Here is an 18385-nt window from a genome sequence, read left to right on the forward strand (position 1 = left end):
CTTTTTGGATACATTATTCCCTATTCCAAGGATCTAAGCCTCGTAGTTTCGAGTTCGCCGTTCAGCGAGTTCCCCTTCAATCTTCGCGAGCGTATCACGGTCGATCTTGTAGAAGATCATCAGCAAGCCACCCGACAGGAAGAACAAGGCGGGCAAAGCGTTCGACATGAGCCGAATCCCCAATACCGCCGATTCCGTTTGCTCCTGGTTCGCGACAAAACCGAACCAAGCGAGAATGAACCCGGGCAAGGCGCCGCCGACTGCTGAACCAAACTTCAAGGAAAACATGGAAGCCGACACCGTCAGCCCCGCGCAATTTTTCCCCGTCTTCCACTCGCCGTACTCAGCGCAATCGGTGTACATCGCAAACAGCAAGGTAATAACCACCCCAAAGGTGAATATACCCAAGCTGTGCAAAACCACCGTCGTGACGTAAGCGGCAGGCGGAACAAAGTAGCACGCCACCAGCAAAACGGAGTGCAGCAGGTTCGCCCAGATCATCAACACGCGCTTATCCCCCATCTTCACCAGGCTGGGCGTGACCAAAGCCCCCAGCAACTGGCCGACCAGACCGCAGGAAACGATAAAAGAGGTGCGATCCATCCAAAGGAAAAAGGTCCCCTCGTCCTGTCCCAAATAATACTTGGTGTAAAAGGCCAAAGAAGCGAAGCGGGCCACTAGACCAACCACGATCAAGATACCAGAAAACATCAGTACGATCCAGGATCCGTTCTTCAGCAAGGCCACCGTATCTTCCTTCACGCTCGACTTGTGAGCCTTGGGCTGGATCCGCTCCCGCGTCGTGGCAAAAGTGATCCAAAATATCAATACAGACAAAACCGCAAACAAAACGATCGTCAGCCTAAATCCTAGCAGCTCGTCCTCTCCTCCAAAGAAATTGACCAAGGGCTTCGCCATCGCCCCCACCGAAAGCGTTCCCAAGGAAGCGAAAATGAAGCGGAATTGCGTCGCCTTGGTCCGTTCCTCGGCAACCGGAGAGATTACCGCCAGCAAGGCGGAATACGGCACATTGATCGCCGTATAAGCCAGCATCACTAGAGTGTAGGAAACGTAAGCGAAAGCTAGCTTGCCGAAGTCCGAGAGCTCAGGCCCCAGGAACAACAAGTATCCGAGAAGAGCATACGGGATAGCCATCCAAAGCAAGTAAGGCCGATACTTGCCCCAGCGGCTCTGGGTACGGTCCGCGATCAAGCCCATAGCAGGATCGCTGATGGCGTCCACTATCTTGGTGACCAGCAACATTGTCGCCGCAGCGGCGGGCGAAATGCCCCACACGTCCGTGTAGTAGTACAGCAGGAACAGGCCGAAGAACCCCATGTAGAAGTTCGAGGCCATGTCGCCTAGGCCGTAGCCGATTTTTTCCTTGAACGACAAGCGCTCGGTTGCGGGGTTTTGCTTCATAGCAATGGGGTTAGAAAGCGGGAGTTGGGAAAATTGAGATACAGAAGGGATAATTAAAAAAGCTTGCTAAGCAAAGTCGCGAGCCGGAAAGCCGCTACCCGAATCCTAGCCCGGGCAGCGGCCAATCTCCTTGTTCTTAGCCTATTGGATCATACGAACTAAAAATCGTAGCGGAAGGTCAGGCTGGAGGTCGTTCCCGCAATCCCGCGGGCCCGAATGATTCCGCTGTCTGGAATGGCCCCTTCCTCCGATTCGCTCAGTCCGAATTCGTCGAAGGCATTATTCACAGTCAACAGCACGCTGAAGGTGTCGCTGAAACGGTAGCTCCCGAAAAGGTTCACGTACTCGTAGCCTGGCATGACCATCACGTTGTCATCCTGAGCGTAGGAGTCGGTCGTTCCGATCACGCTGCCTCCGATCGACCACTTCTCAGTGTTGTAGCTCGGGCTGATCTGGTACATGAGGTCCGCTTGGCGACGGGGAGTGTTGCCAACAACTCCGGGATTCAGGGCATCCGAAGTGATCTCGGCGTCCGTCCAAGTCATGCCGACCTTCAAGTCGAAGTTGCCCCTGCGGTAGCTGCTTTCGAGCTCCAAGCCTTTCGCTTCGTACACACGGTCCAAGAAGACTTGAGTGGTAGCTTCGTAGTTCTGCTCCTCCGTCTCGGCGAAGAACGCGGTGGCGAAGACTCCAAGTACGCCGCCTGCAAAGTCGTCGTTAGCGTACTTGATACCCGCTTCGAACTGCTCGACGATGTCTACCGCTGCGTCATCGTCGCGGAGGGATCCGTTGGCCAAGATGTTCGGCCCAAAGAGCAGTCGGTCCGCATTGGCGCGTCCTCCCCGGCTGAAGCGGGCGAAGGCTGCATAGTCTTCCGTGAAAGCGTAGTTACCGCCCACGGACAACGAGTAGTAGTCCCAATCGTAGTCAACTGGGCTGCGGTTAGCAGTATCGACCACCTCCACGCTTTGCTCGGGAATCGAGATGCTGCCGTCCTGGTTCAAATCCATGTTCGTCTCGTAACGAGTCCCGGCGTAGGAACCGGTCGCATCGCCGAAGTCGAAGCGCACGCTCGCGTCCATGTTAAACTTCCCCTTCTCCATCGCCAAGGCGAGGTAAGGGGCGTTGATGCTGTACTCGGTATCGTAATTGCGGTGCAGACCACCCCAAAACGGAGTTCCATACGCGGTCAGGCCACGATCGGAGTAAGAAGTCCCGCTGGCGTCGAACACGTCCACCAACTGGGCATCAGTCCCCTTCACCTCAAGCAGATAGGAATTCCAGAGCCAGTCCATGTTGATGTTTTGTGTCGAGTGATAGAAGCCGAGCGTCAGGTCGTAAGTAGTCGACTCCTCACCTCCGAAATGGCGAGTCAGCTTCAAGTCGTTCACTAGATTGTTGAAATCGTTAAGCTCCGTATCGAACATATGGACACGCATGAGCAATCCGTTTCCGTTCAGAGTCGCTGGATTGATCTCAGAGCCCGCGTTCGTTCCAGTGGCATAGCGCAGCGTGGCTCCTGCCCCTGCGATCGAATCCGCAATCTCCTGAGCGGGGGCGACCTGAGCAGGGAACGGCGCCACAAATCGGCCGCTATTGTCGGAGTAGCGGAAGCGGTCAACCAGCTTCCAGTCGCTGTTCAAGTCAAAGGAAAACTCAGCTCCCAACGCAGTCGACAGCGAGCGCAAGCCTTCCTGCGGATCGCTCACCCGGCGGTTCCCTTGTCCGTCGGTCCCGATGTTTTCGATGAAAGCGGGAGTGTGCGGGGTGTCGGTGAGCGGATCGAAGCTCGGCAAGGCGCCAAGGCTCGGGTTCGCATTCGTGCCTGACACCATCACCGGCATCGGCATGTAAGTAACCGCCCGGTCATCCAAGTGCTTGAAGTAGAAACGCGCATAGCCCTTGTCCGTAAACTTGGTGAAGTTTGCCTTGATCTGGCCACCCTCGTTTCCGTCGTATCCAGCATCTCGGACACCTTCCCCTACTCGATAGTATCCACCGACATGATACTGCATGTCATCTCCCAAGGGCTTTCCGTAGTTGAAATCCAAGCGCAGCGAATCGTAGTCAAGACCCGTGGTTAAACCAACGCTGCCTCCTTCAATGCCCCCGGTGCGGCTGATGAAGTTGACGATGCCTCCTGGCGAGTTGCTGGCAAAGGTAGAAGCGGAACCGCCTCGGATCGCTTCCACGCGTTCCGTGGTGTAGTCTGGACGAAGAAAACCGTCTGCGGTGCCGAAGGCGATATCGCCAAACTCAAGGATGGGAAGTCCGTCCTCTTGTAGCTGGAGGAACTTCGCTCCACCCGCCGCAACCGGCAAACCGCGCACTGCGATATTCGCATTGCCGTCGCCTGAAGTCGCTTCGGAACGGATACCGGGGATGCTGCGGAAAATCTCCGCAGTGGAACGGGGAGCGGAAGGAGCGAGCTCGCCCGCGTCGACCGTGCTGATCGCCACGCTGGACTTCACTTTCGTCGTTTCGGCGGCCACACCAGTGACCACAACGCCTTCGAGGAGAAATACTTCCGCATCGGCAAATTCATCGTCCTCGTCGGCGGCGAAACCGCTAGAGGCGAGAACGCCGCAAGCGAGCAAGGAGTTAAACAGTGGGCAGATACGCGATGCGCCACGCGCACGTCCCTGCCGGTTCGAGGTAGTTAGATTAGGTTTCATTTCACTAAACGGGGTTGAGTCTTTTTGGGTAAATCGCTTTTCCAGGCTACCTACGGCAGCTGCAGCGAAGAGCGTCAAAACGCGCTCTCGGGTATGCTTCATAACTTCCCACCAAATGCCTCTTTCCGCAACCGGACAGGACAGGACAAATCTACGAAGAACGGGAGAAACATGCGAATTTTCTGCAAAAGCAAAGACATTACCTCCCTCGCTCGAACGAAGGCCCTCAGCTTACTTCCAATTTCCAACAAGCGACGGACGCAGCACTATATAAAATGCCACTCACACAGCTCTGCAGGCGGTACGTATGCTCAGGCGGATACAAAGACGCCGTTACCCAGCGGCCTTTTCTCCTCCCTAGGCAGCGCTCGCCTTGCCTACTTCAGGTTGCCTCGGATCGGCCGATTTTCCTCGTCGAATCCATAGTGGTACTCCTCGTGCTCGCCTCGAACCAACTTGGGTTCCGATTCAGGACGCCCACTTTCGTTGACCAGTGTCTGCCGGTAATCCTTTGGCGTCATGTCGTAGTGCTGTCGAAATACGCGACTGAAGTAATTCGGATCGCGAAAGCCGCATGCCAAGGCGATTTCCTTTACGCTGAGCGTGGTGTCGCGCAGGGCGAAGAGCGCATTGTCCAAGCGAATACGCATGATGTAGTGGGTTACTTTCTCTCCCAATTCGTCGTGGAAAAGCTTGGACAAGTAGTTCGAGCTGCAGCCCAAGGAATCCGAGAGCCATTGCACCGAGAGTTCCGGATCCTGCAGGTGGTTGCGTATCAGCCATTGACAGCGGTACACCCGTTGAGATTCCACGCTGGCCGCCCCATCCTCCGTGGCGATCATGTTCAGCAAAAGCGAAAAGACCCCCATCATCACCCCATGCAACCCTGCCTTCGAGTCAGGCAGCGTGCTGTGCCGCAAGCCCACGCACAGGTTCAGCATCGAGACCAGGTCCGAAAAGTAGGGCGTCTGGTAAAAGAAGATATCCGTGGCCCGCGGCGTCATGCTCTCGTCCGCCCGCGCCAAATGCACCGTCACCGTCTTGCTGTAAAAGCACACCACTACGTTCTCGAAAGGCGTATCCAGATTTTCCACCGTCTCGTGATGCGGCACGCCCATCGGCATGATGCAAATCTCCGAATCACGCACCAGCAATTCCTCTTCCGGACAACGAAACAAAGTCGCTCCGCCAGTCTGCACGAATAGCTCCGGCTTGAAATGGTAGGCCATGTCCTTTTGCCGCTCATACAAGCGCTTGGCTTGCGGGACCTTGATGGTAGCCATGCCTCGCTTCAAGGCCTCTTGGCGACCGCGAAAGGTTTCGCGGAAAATTTCAATCAACTTGGCGCTTTGGGATGCGGGCCGTTCTGGGTAGTGGAGCACTGTCGAGTGGGGTCTATGCTAGGATTCTTGGTTTTATCTAGGTCAAGAACCTTTCCCAAGCAAGCCCCCTGACCCATCTTTGAACCCAAGGTCGAAAAAACGCCCCGCTCGCCCGACGTTCCAACAGAAGGAAAATTCCAGCGAGCTCCACCCAACTGTTCACCCCTTTGCATCGATATGAAAAACGGCATTCAGCTCATCACCTACGCCAACTCCCTCGGCGGAGACCTTTCCCAACTCGACCGCTTCCTCAGCACCCACGGCCAGGAAACCCTATCTGGAGTTCACATCCTCCCCTTCTTCCCCTCCAGCGCCGACCGTGGCTTCGCTCCCATCTCCTACGAAGAAGTGGATCCCGTCTTCGGCAGCTGGAAAGACGTCGAATCGATCGCCCAGAAAGCAGATCTCGCCGTCGACTTCATGGCCAACCACCTCAGCCAGCAATCCCCCCAGTTTCAGGACTTCCTGCAAAACAAGGACCAGTCCGAGTGGAAAGACTTCTTCCTGCGCTACAAGAACCTCTGGCCCAACGGGGAAGCCCCCGCCGAAGACCTCTCCAAGATCTACACCCGCAAGCCGCGCCCGCCCTACTTCGAAGCCACCTTCGCCGACGGCAGCACCGAAAAGATCTGGTGCACCTTTGACTACGAGCAAATCGACCTCGACCTCCGCCAAAAGGTAACCAAGGACTTCTTCCGCCAAACCATCGGCGGCCTCGTGCAGCGCGGAGCCAAGATCATCCGCCTCGACGCCTTCGCCTACACCACCAAGCGCCCCGGCACCAATTGCTTCTTCCTCGAGCCCGACGTCTGGGAAGTCCTCGAATTCTGCGACCAAATCGCCTCCGAAGGCGGAGCCATCCTGCTGCCCGAAATCCACGAGCACTACAGCATCCAGCTCAAGCTAGCCGAAAAAGGCTACTGGGTCTACGACTTCGCCCTGCCCATGCTCGTGCTGCACACCCTCTACAGCGGAAGCTCCAAGCGGCTGAAAGACTGGTTCGAGATCTGCCCACGCAATCAATTCACCACCCTCGACACCCACGACGGCATCGGCGTGGTCGACGTCGCCGACCTGCTCTCGCCCGAGGAAATCGAAGCCACCAAGGACGCCCTCTTCAAGCAAGGCGCCAACGTCAAGGCCATCTACAACTCCGCCTCCTTCGGCAACCTCGACATCTACCAGCTCAACTGCACCTACTACTCCGCCCTCGGCAACGACGACGCCCGCTACCTCATAGCCCGCCTCCTGCAGTTTTTCGCTCCCGGCATCCCCCAAGTCTACTACGTCGGCATGCTCGCCGGCAAAAACGACATCAAGCTGGTGGAATCCACCCGCAACGGCCGCGACATCAACCGCCACGACTACACCTACGAGGAAATCGAAGCCGAAACCCAACGCCCCGTGGTGCAGCAACTCTTCCAGCTCATGAAGCTGCGCAACAACCACCCCGCCTTCGAGGCCGAGCTCTGCATCCTCCCCAGCGAAGACCACCAGCTACGCCTCCGCTACGCCAAAGGCCAGCACTACTGCGAAGCCAACATCGACCTCCAAGCCTTGCAAGCCACCGTCAAAGCCTCCCACCAAGACGGTTCCGAAGGCTTTGACGAGATCCCCATCGGTCACCCCATCTCCGCCAACTCGAAAGCCTAACTCAAAACAGGAAGCCAAGGCCCAGAGGCCCATCGAGGCCAACGGGAAAGACACCAAGTCGTAGACCTAAGCCTCGTTCCCGAGGAGCGACTTTAGGTGCACCCTAGCATGGCTAGGGAGAGAGCTTCCCCTTCATAATCCTGACAGCCTAGGGTCGTTAGGCGTAGGAGAATGGCGTCGCTGCCGAGAGAAGTCGCAGTCTGGCAAGACCCGCCTCTGCGCGAAACGAACAAAACAGACAGCCCGTAGCATGTGGGGCATTAACGAGTTTACGAAGGAAGGACTGGCAGAACGGGTAAGATTTTTTTCAAAAATCTTCGCCTTTAACAGCCCACAAGAAACCCGAAATGCACCTGAAAGCTACCATAACGTTACTCTCCGCGCTCGCGGTCGACCAAAGTTCAATCAAAGCGGATACTCCACCTCCCCTTGAAACTGACATCGTCATCTACGGAGCGACTTCCGCAGGAATCGCTGCCGGCATCCAAGCCAAAAGAATGGGCCACTCAGTTGTCGTTCTTGAACCCTACGAACACGTGGGAGGACTGACAACTGGGGGACTAGGCCAGACCGACATAGGCAACAAACAAGTCATCGGAGGCATCGCCCGGGAGTTTTATAGGGGAATTCGCGACTACTACCGCGAGCCGGAGGCCTGGGTTTGGCAAAAGCCTGAAGAGTATCGCGATGGGGGACAGACGCGTACTGAAAAACACGAGGACACCATGTGGACCTTCGAACCCAGCGCTGCACAAAGCGTCATGGACCAGATGATACAAGATGCCGACTTGGAGGTTCTCACAAACCACCGTCTTCACCGAAACGGTGGCGGCGTGACCAAGGTTGGTGCCGAAATACGATCCATCAAAATGGAGAACGGACAGGTGGTTCGCGGCCAGATCTTCATCGACGCCACCTACGAGGGCGACCTTTTGGCTGAAGCTGGCGTGAGCTACACCGTTGGTCGCGAATCGAATGCTCAATACGGTGAAACGCTCAACGGAGTCGTCGCCGATCGCATCTCCCCGACCTTGAAGTACAAGATCTCGAAGAACGCTGCCAACCACCAGATCGCTGACGGCGTCTCCGCTTACATCGTACCTGACGACCCCAGCAGCGGGACGCTTCCCTTTATCCGTAACGCTGGCCCCGGCATCGAAGGCAGCGGAGACAAGATGGTACAAGCTTATTGCTTCCGAGCTACCCTTACCAGCCATCCAGAAAACAGAATCCCCTTCGAAAAACCCGAGAATTACAACGAACTGGACTACGAGTTGCTCTTTCGTCACCTCGAGAATGGTGCCAAATTCCTCTGGATCAACGCAGCGATGCCCAACTGGAAAACGGATACCAACAACGGGGGCGGATTCTCGGGCGACTTCATTGGCATGAACCATGACTACCCAGAAGCGAGCTACGGCGAAAGAGAACGCATCGTAAAAGCACATCGAGACTACCAACTGGGCCTCTACTGGACCTTGGCCTACCACCCTCGTACTCCAGCTTGGGCTCGGGAATACGTATCCAAATGGGGATTGCCAAAAGATGAATACCCAGAAAACGGAAACTGGTCGCCTCAACTCTACGTGCGCGAGGCTCGCCGCATGGTGGGGCAAATCGTAATGACGCAGCATCACTGTGAGGGTCTTGAGACCGTCTCCGATTCAGTCGGCATGGCTGCCTACGGAATGGATTCGCATCACGTACAACGCTACGTGGACGCCAACGGACACGCTCGCAACGAGGGCAATATGCAAGCCGACGCTCCCGCCCCATACCCGATCAGCTACCGCTCCCTGCTCCCTAAAGCCGAAGAGGCAAACAACTTAATCGTACCTGTTTGTCTGTCCTCTACCCACGTAGCATTTGGCTCCATCCGAATGGAACCCGTATTCATGATCCTCGGACAATCCGCTGCTACAGCAGCTGCTCAAGCTCTAGAGCAAGACCAATCACTTTCCGAGCTTGATATCGAACGATTACAAAAACGATTGCTGCAAGATCAACAGATCCTTGAGAATTAACTGAATTAACAAACGAAAAAAAAGGGGGACGATAGATATCGTCCCCCCTTTTTTTCTAAAAACGACAAGGGACTGCAAATAAACAGCTCCCTTTCATATTCGCAGCCTAGGCGATCTTACGTCTGAAAGCTGCCATCCCAATCAAGATCATTGGTAACGCCGCATAGACAGACGAATCAGGAACTGCGTTAACCGTTACTTCAAAATTTGATTCGATATCAAAGAACTCTGAGGTATCTGAATCGAAATCATATAGCTCAAGTCCTTGACCTATCGCTGCGGGGCCCACAACCGCTACCGATTCGGTCCCCGCGCTTAGAGCCGTGAAGCTCAAAGTCGCGAGCAGGATGTCTGTTCCACCAAAAAGCGGATCAAACGGGTCACCCAGAGCTCCCACTTCGGACGGCCCGAAAGAGAACTTTGAGAGCGGCAACGGCACGCTCCAATCATTAAGCTGAATGATGCCGTTGGCCGGCAAAAAGCCTAGCGGATCAAGATCGAATGCGAAGGTTGCCACTTCCAAAACCGAGTCGAAGGTTGCCACAAAGGCGACGTCGAAACTCTCTCCGACTCGAATCGAAGAATCCAAGACTTCGAAGTTATAGGAGACTGCCTTGCTCGAGGAAGCGCAAGCCAGAGCAGCGACACCTACCATTACGAGCGATCCCATTCTGGTTATATCTTTAATATTCATTTTCTTTACATTGTTGTGTTTCTTACTGGGGCAGATTGCTGCCTCACATACTTCTCCGAGCAATTCTATACCATATCGAATAATCCGAGCGAGTTATCGTTCCATCGTTGTCGTAATCCATGGATTCGATAAATCTTGGGCTTCCGATGGTGGTGCCAACGGCGCCCCTCGCCAATACGGCATCCTGCGAGTCTATGACACCGTCGCCTGACAAATCCCCAGGTACCGCTTCGATTTCCTCTGCAAGCAAGAGTCCAGTTCCGAAGTAGGATGGGTCTGACCAAGACTGATTCACATCGGTCCACCATGCAATCTTGCCCTCGCTGGCCTCCGTATCCGGAATGTCATTATCGGCAATCATCAGATCAAATCCGATGTAGTCGCCTGCGCTTGGGTTAACTCCATAGTTACTCCAAGGAACAAAGAACTCCACGTTGTATCCACCTTCTACTTCTACACCTGCTGCCAAGACTCCCTCAAGCGTAGGATTGCCGGCACTCGCGCCCACACCAGTCACGATGTTATAAACATACTGACCATCGTTTTGGTAGCTGGAGGTCTTTGCATTATCGGGATCTAAGTAGAACTCAACTGAATCAAAGTCGTGAGCGCTCTTCGTCGTCCCTTCAGTATGATAGACAAGAATGTCGTCCTGAACCTCGACGTAAAAATAGAGACCTGCAGCATCCCACAGAACGCGGTAGCTTCCATCAAGATCAGCAGCGCCATCCACAGTTCCACGGTTGACGCGAGAGATGGGGTATTCATTCGCGTCAGACCAGGCGGAGTCCATCAAACCGTCGACCGCAATACTCTCCGCAGCGAACTTGATTTCCGCCTTGTTCGACAACGCGGTCACGCTGAGTGTAGCGATATCACTGATAACCGGTCCCAGAGAATTGGATACGACAACATAGTACTCATCTCCGTCGTTCTCGATGGAGAGGTTGCTTAACTGCAAAGCAGGACTTTCCGCACCTGAAACCACCTCGCCATTGCGATACCACGTATAGGTGAATGGCGCCTTTCCGATAGCTACCACTTCGAACGAAGCGCCCGCACCTTCTCCTACAATGGCATCATCAGGTTGGCTGACGATGATTGGCGCCTCGGCTTCCGGCAATGAAGCGTTCAACAGCCACCAGTCCTTTAATGCTCGGTACTTGAAGGCGAGCAGCTCCGACTGACCCACGTACTCCTTGGAGCCCCAGGCCATGCCGCGACCGTAGCCACCGTGATGCACGAAGTGAGTGAACTCCTGATAGAATGGAGCCAACGCGTCGAGATACGCCATGTAGGCATTGTACATGAGCGGATTACGGCTCGCCGCCTCACCTGCGGTGGTTATGTGCTGACCTCCTTCGTAAGTGATCATCGGAATATCCTCCGCAGACCAAACTTCATAGTGATCGCGAGCGGTCGCCTTGACGCCTTCCAAACGGGCGTAGAAGTCAGCCAACATCGCTTCGTCGTCCCCACTCGAAGTGAAGTTGAAATACGGAGCCAAGGCATAGCCATCGATCTCCCGACCGTTCGGATTAATCAACGGATCGCTTAAGGCATCGCGGTGCACCCTTGAAAGGTCCGGGAAGTTGGACCAGCCAGAAAGCACTTTGTAAACACGATGGCTTTCCTCGCCGAAGCTTGCATCGAAGATCTCGTGCAGCTCTAGCGAACGCATCACATAGAAGCGGAAGCGTGCGTACTCGTTGTCTCCGAACCATCCGTAGCGCGGGAAGTCACCTTGCTCCAAACCAAGGGCATAGCCTTGCTCCTGAGTATAGATTTCCGAGCCGAAACCAGCCCAAGCCTCGTTCGAGTACTCGACCATCACCTGAAGATTCGGATCTAGATTGTCCCTGATGAGATTGGCCAGCTGGGCAACGTAGTCGTTGCTCGCAGCGTGCGGCACATTGATCCACATATCGACTTCAAGCAAGTTGCAGAGCTTGATCATCCATTCGAAGGCGACGCCTTGCAGGACACGGACATTTTCCTTCGTAAAGTTTTGGATCACTCGCTGTTCCAAATCGTCGGGCTGTCTGCGGTCTTCCCAGTTCACGATCCAATTATTATTGGTGGGATTCAGGTCCATAAAGCGAATCACCTCATAGTGAGCGATTTCGTCGAGGAAAACGGGATTGAACGGATTGCTGGTCTCGTAGTTTGCCCATTCGTCGGCGAAGTTAACCCCAGACTTCCAAACTCCGTTCAAATCACTTCCCACACCAATTCCCAATACCATCGGATCCAGGGCCTGAGCGCGCTCCGAGGTAGTGACGCTAAAGGCAGCGCTTGGTACAGACTCGTTCCCATACACATCCAATGCGGAGATCGTAACGTCGTAGGTAGTATTTGGGGACAATCCGAGTAAACGCAGTTCTGGCTCAGTGGTGGCATTCCAGAATTCGCCTTCAACGAATACACGGTAGCTGCTAACGCCTACCCCGGCGTCAACGGAAGGCTCCCAGGTGAGGCTGGCTTCAATGTCTTGAACCTCTACCGCAGCCAATTCTTCGGGAACGGACGGCGGCGATTGATCGACCGTATCCGGTATAGTAAAGCCAAAATCGAAATCGCCAGACCTCACGCTACCCCAACTATCCGGATAGTCAGTACCAGTGAGTTCCGTTGCCTCATAAAGCTCTGTCCACGTTTCTCCGTCGTTGGAAGCTTCGCAACGGAAAGCCGCGACCCGCGACCAGCTAGGCGAAGCGATACGAACCCCGGTCGGGATCACCGCTGTATCCTTGAAGTCGAGGGTCACCTCGTTTCCAGACTCCACGTACCAATGGGAGTTTGTATCACCGTCGAACATCTTCCACGGACCGTCGAACGCGTAGACATTGCCCGTGCTTGTGGATATCTCCACAGAATCGTCGCCAACGGAACTTGTGATCAAGGAAAATGGCATTTCCTTGTCTCCAAACAGCCAACGAAGCTCGCGCAGCTGCATCGGGTTGGGGTCCGAGCTGCTCGCATCGACCCAAAAACGGAGGTAGCGATAGCTCTGTGCAATTTCCCCGGCCGCTTCGGACGTCATGAACACGAGGGCCGAGCTTTCATCAGATTCGTTGCCTTCAACATCGACCGCTGAAACGCTTACTGAGTATTCTGTTTCTGGAGACAGTCCTGATAGCGTCGCTTCTGGGCTATTGACCATTTCTAGATACTCACCGTCAAGGTACACGCGATAGTGTGCAACGCCTGAACCTGCATCCGTAGATGGATCCCAAACGATCGTTGCTTCGTCCCCTGATACCTCCGTCGCAGATAGGTTTTCAGGAACACTCGGTGCTACCGTATCCAGATCGTCCGGTAGCGTTACGCCAAAATCGAACTCCCCGTACTTGATTCCATCCGCAGAGATCGGAAAATCGTCGCTGGTGAGGCCACTCGTTTCATAGAGCAGCGTCCAGGTTTCTCCGTCGACAGACCCCTCGCAATGGAAGGCGGTCGCACGCGACCAACCCGGCGATCCGATTCGAATGCCCGTCGGGTAAACAGGAGCATTCTTGAAGCGCAAGGTGAACTCATTGCCACTTCGATAGTAGTTCGAAGTGCTACCATCTTCGTCTAGGGCAGCCATGAGCAAGCTCAAGCTGTTTCCCGTCGTGGTCAGAACCTCGACATTGGGATCCCCCGTCAGACTAGAGAGAGCATTTGCGGGAAGCAAGTTGTCACCCGACAACCACTTCAGCTCGCGCAAATGCATAGCCCCATCGTCGCCTGAAGTGCCGTCTAGCCAGAAGCGTAGATAGTTGTAGGCCTTCGCCTGATTGGAATTCGCTTCGACCAGACTTCCAAACACCGCGATGTCATCTCCGTCATTGAAGCCAATCCCCTTGCTTGTATAGGCAACTCCATCGTAGCCGAATATTCTGAAGGTGACTGTACCCTCCACAGACTGCAGGGCAGCTTCAGTCGTAGTGGAAACTGAGAAAGGATTTCCTAGCATTCCTCCCAGAGTTTGCGGAGTCACACCGGAATTTCCTCCCAGCGAAATTCCTGCTGTTTCGAAGCCATCAAGGCTATACTGGATCTCAATCGAAAAATTCTCTGGATCAGTGCCGTTATTTTGAGCGTAAGCTGAGTAGAATACTTGATCGATCTTCAACGCGTATCCGTTCTCTGGCGACACTGAGAACTCGTAGTACTCTCCGTTCGCGATAGCTACCTCCAAAGTCGGATCATCGAATCGAGTACCGGTCGTGTTGAAACCGCCCGTCTCGCCACCGTATGTATTACCTCCACTCGCTCCCGGACCGCGGGTGAGATAGCTCACAGTTACGTTGAGATTCTCCGTGGTAGCTGCAGCGCTGGCCTCGCCACCACTATACCCCACAAAGTCAAACGCTGCAATCACAGCCGAATCGCCAGGAACGGCGGGTGTTTCGATTGCGACTGGACCCGCGAAGGAGGATGCATCCGATCCTGCTACTGCACGAACGCGAACCGCGTACTCAGTACTGGCAGAGAGGCCAGTGATTAATATTTCGCTGGAGTCTGCGGCCAAAGTTTCGACCTGCGGATAGGTGGCTCCGCCATCCGTAGATACTTGAACTTCGTAAGCCGTCTCGCCGTCAGCATTATCCTGCCAAGTTGCAGCGATCCGATCAAAAGCAGGTGCGGAAATTGCTAGATCGCTGGGAGCCGCCAAAGTGACACCTCCACCGCCAGACCCTCCAGCTGAGCGAACCGTTCCAAAGACAAACAAATCTTCGCCCGCGTCGAAACCAATACCCTTGGCCGTGTAGCCAGCACCCTTGTACCCGTAGAGTCGGAAGGTTACCGTCTCAGATACCCCTTGCAAGGCCGCTTCGCTCTCGGTCGAGAGGGTAAACGGATTGCCGAGCATACCTCCGATCGTTTGAGCGGTCACGCCGTTATTACCGCCCAGCGACACGCCGTCGGTCGCGAAACCATCAAGACTGTACTGAACTTCTATGGAGAAATTCTCAGGACTCGTCCCATTGTTTTGGGCGTAGGCCGAATAGAACACTTCCTCTATATCGAACACGTATCCACTATCTGGTGTAACCGAAAACTCGAAGTAATCATCGATCGCAATCGCCCCTGCTATATCCGCAGCATCGAATCGAGGGCCAGAGGTATTGAAGCCTCCAAGCTCTCCCTGATAGGTCGAACCACTGCCGGCCGTACCCGCACCGCGAACCAAATCGCTCACTTCAGAATTATCAGCGATCGTTGACGCGCTCGCTGTGGCCTCATTTCCCGAATAGGTAGCGAAATCGAATCCTGCTATCACCTCAGGCACCGCAGGGTTCAACTCCGTGATCGTACCACGAATCGCCAAGTCATCTCCAGCGTCAAAACCGATCCCCTTGGAAGTGTAGCCTGCTCCCTTGTATCCATAGATTCGGAACGTCACTGGGGCCGTCAATCCCTGCAGAGCAGCTTCCCCTGCCGTTTGTAGTGAAAAGGGATTTCCGAGCAGCCCTCCAATAGTCTGAGCAACCACACCCGAATTACCGCCTAGCGAAGTGCCAGCCGTGGCGAACCCGTCGAGGCTGTACTCTACCTCAATCGAAAAGTCGCCTGGGTTTGTACCATTAGCCTGGGCAAAAGCTGAGTAGAAAAACTCTTCAATATCCAACGTGTATCCGTCTAATGGCGACACCGTAAACTCAAAGTAATTGTCGGCAGAAATCGCTTCCTGCAAGGTCGCCTTAGTGAAGCTCGTTGCGGCGGTATTAAATCCTCCCAATTCGTTTCCGTAATTGGTTCTCCCAGCAGCACCAGCTCCGCGTGTCAGATCCGTAACAGTAGCGCCGCTGTTAACCGTCGTCGCCGTCGCTGTATCTTCAGTGCCTGCGTAGGTCGCAAAATCAAACCCAGCAATTACGTCGAGCTCAGGAAGTGGAGGTAGCGTGGTCGTTCCGGCTGCGCCTGAAAATCCGGATACAAAGCTACCGTTCACCGCGCGGACACGGTAGTAGTAGATCGTCTCTGGCGTCAGTCCGGTATGCGAATAGCTCGTCACGTTCGGTCCAACGTCGATGCTCTGCAAATAGTTCTGTCCGCCATCACCGGAAATTTGGATTTCGTACCCGGTTTCGTTGTCCGCATTGTCCGTCCATGATAGGTCAATTACCGTCGCAGAAACAGCGTTGACTGCGAGATCGGTGGGAGATGCCGGGATGTCAGGGTTTTCGTCAATGACCACGGAGAATGTCGCCCTTGCTTCGTCCCCTGCTCCAGAATTGGTGTCGGAATCCGTCACCACGACTTCGAAACTGTAGTTACCAGCCACTTGAGGAGTTCCGGAGAAGAGGCCGTTATTGAAGCTTAAGCCTGAAGGCAGATCACCGGGATTGGTGACACTCCAATTCAACGCTCCATTTCCACCTGTCACTATAAAGTTGTCTTGGTAAGGGCTTCCCTCCTGACCATCTGCTAGTGTAGTGGAAGTTTGGAACACAGGAGCCGAATCATTAAAGGCGAGAATCTCAAACGGGAATAGAGCTTCATCATATTCGCCTCCTTCATCCGTCGCGCGAATCGTCGGAGAATAGACTCCTTCCGATCCTGGAGCAGGCGTACCTGAAATCAACCCAGTCACGGCATTAAGCGTGAGGCCGTCTGGCAGACTGCCACTTTCCACAGTCCAATCGATCGGAGGTACACCGCCAAAGGTCTGCAGCTGGGACGCGTATTCAGTATTCACTGCCCCATCGGGGATGCTTGCGGAGATAAGCTGGATACTAACGTCCCCTGCTATCTCAAGCAGAGCTTGGTACTTGGGAGCGGTCGGATCCGCCACGTCTTCAGTAGCCCCCCATGACCCATGACGGCTGGCGCCACCAGCGACGACGAAGTAAGCGAACTCTTTTCCTCCGAGCTCAAACCAGTTGTCGATCATATCGCGCTTCACCGCGTCTTTCATGCCCGGCAAGCGGTTCATCAGGATACGGTTTTGCACATTGGTCGTCGAACCACCGCCCGTATCCGGTCCGCCCTCGTAAACCATGGGAGCAACGCCCCAATCATTGAGGCACTTGTCGATAAACGTCGAACGCATTCCCGCAGCGCTGGAATCGCTGTTGCCGACCAACACTGCCAAAAGTTCCTCCGGCGTAGCCGTATCGGAGGCACCGCTGTCGTTCATGTAGGGAGCGATCGCAAAGGCATAAAAATAGTCGCTAACGGGACCGTAGGTTGCCTCCATCCAGTTAACGGCTGATTGCCATTGGTTCGGCAAATCGAAATTAATAGCACTCGCCCAGTGAGCATGAATCGGGCGTACCTTGTCCAACAAGACGTCCGTACCATACTTTTCAGACAATACCTCGGAGAATATTTGCCCAAAATCGTAAGCCCGCTTGATATGGCGACGACGCGCCATGTGCTCTTCATTGGTCGTTCCCCAATCAAAACCATTATTAGCCGCTTCGACCGCAGCGAGTTTGTTATATACGTATTGGCTGAAGCCAAAGTTCCAAACCTCGTTCGAATGCTCGAGGTAAACGTTGAGGCTTGGGTCTAGCGGTTCTGTCGTCTGCACACCTTGAGCTAGCATAGCCTCGCTAAACGGCCCGCTAACGTCTGCATCCCCCATATCCACGCCGTATGCGACCAAGATCGCCAACTTCTTCACGTAGTCGAGTTCTGCATGCACGGGGATATTCAACCAAAGGTCCGCCCCTACTTCGTTAGCGATTTCGATATCATACTCCCAGGCGACTACCGGCTGCTTGAGACCACGGTTCTCAAGCACTTGCGAAGGGCTATCCTTCGTTACGCGATCTTGCCACAAGGTAACGTTATTTGGATACGGATCACCCTGAAACGGATTCGAATTATTCGTGTGCTGCACATCCATAAAACGAAGAGCAGCAAATGGTTTCAAAGCATTGAGAAACTCATCGGTAAAGGTTTGATCCGGGCGATCATGGTAGCCAGGACGAATTACCTTCAAGTCTGTTATCCCGGCACCGGATGAGCTCTCTGGATTAACCGTATTCGTAAACTGAATCGCAGCTAGACCGGAGTTGTCATTCGGGTCGTTTGCAATCACTTCACCCTGGCTAAATATATACAAATCCAGAGTCGTGGTGTTGCTCTCTGCGTCATAGGTTTGATTCGTAATTGAAAAGTACGAATCGCCCGCAAACGAAGAAACGGTCGCATCACCCTTAAATGAAACCTTATAAATTCCGCTCACGTCTATCTGCTTCCGTTCGGGATCGTCGTATGGCGGATTGAACCACCCGCCCCAGAGACGCCAATCGAATAGGATCATGCGAAAATCGGTCGTCGGCCAGCCACGTTCATCGCGCATTGTGTCCCAATCGAGCGGGTCTCCGTTCGGCTGAGCCCAGCGATTCGACGTTTTTACGACATCGACGAATGCCCTCATTGGACCGCTGCCGATCCCGCCGATATTCGCTGTTGTCAGTTCGGGATAAGTATCCTCTTGAGCAAATATTACACTCGGAATCAAGCTTCCAAGCATCATAAAGATTATTGAAAAAATCAGGCCTCTCCCCTTGGGGTGTAGACATGCGGGTGCGC

At 54.3% G+C, this 18385-nt stretch carries 7 protein-coding genes; 2 read left to right on the forward strand and 5 right to left on the reverse strand.

The features are described 5' to 3' along the window. Window positions 1-33 precede the first annotated feature (33 nt). From IEN85_RS03235 to IEN85_RS24740, 3 genes are all read right to left on the reverse strand, one after another. Window positions 34-1422: an MFS transporter gene (locus IEN85_RS03235; protein WP_191615629.1), complete on the reverse strand. Its 1389-nt coding sequence runs from the start codon at window positions 1420-1422 to the stop codon at window positions 34-36. Window positions 1423-1580: 158 nt separating this feature from the next. Continuing rightward, window positions 1581-4097: a TonB-dependent siderophore receptor gene (locus tag IEN85_RS03240; RefSeq protein ID WP_191615630.1), complete on the reverse strand. Its 2517-nt coding sequence runs from the start codon at window positions 4095-4097 to the stop codon at window positions 1581-1583. A 377-nt stretch (window positions 4098-4474) separates the two neighbouring features. Beyond that, window positions 4475-5479: a helix-turn-helix transcriptional regulator gene (locus IEN85_RS24740; protein ID WP_191615631.1), complete on the reverse strand. Its 1005-nt coding sequence runs from the start codon at window positions 5477-5479 to the stop codon at window positions 4475-4477. 171 nt (window positions 5480-5650) lie between these two features. On the opposite strand from IEN85_RS24740, the gene gtfA reads away from it, so the two are divergent. Continuing rightward, complete coding sequence (gene gtfA / locus IEN85_RS03250) at window positions 5651-7132, forward strand: sucrose phosphorylase (protein ID WP_191616174.1); 1482 nt, start codon at window positions 5651-5653, stop codon at window positions 7130-7132. A 347-nt stretch (window positions 7133-7479) separates the two neighbouring features. Further along, window positions 7480-9156, forward strand: coding sequence for an FAD-dependent oxidoreductase (locus IEN85_RS03255; protein ID WP_191615632.1), 1677 nt, complete (start codon window positions 7480-7482; stop codon window positions 9154-9156). A 106-nt stretch (window positions 9157-9262) separates the two neighbouring features. On the opposite strand, the gene IEN85_RS03260 is transcribed toward IEN85_RS03255, so the two are convergent. Beyond that, window positions 9263-9850: a hypothetical protein gene (locus IEN85_RS03260; RefSeq protein ID WP_191615633.1), complete on the reverse strand. Its 588-nt coding sequence runs from the start codon at window positions 9848-9850 to the stop codon at window positions 9263-9265. 43 nt (window positions 9851-9893) lie between these two features. Then, window positions 9894-18152, reverse strand: coding sequence for a fibronectin type III domain-containing protein (locus IEN85_RS03265; RefSeq protein ID WP_191615634.1), 8259 nt, complete (start codon window positions 18150-18152; stop codon window positions 9894-9896). Window positions 18153-18385 lie beyond the last annotated feature (233 nt).

Origin of the sequence: Pelagicoccus enzymogenes, assembly GCF_014803405.1 — a bacterium.
Lineage (GTDB): Bacteria > Verrucomicrobiota > Verrucomicrobiia > Opitutales > Opitutaceae > Pelagicoccus > Pelagicoccus enzymogenes.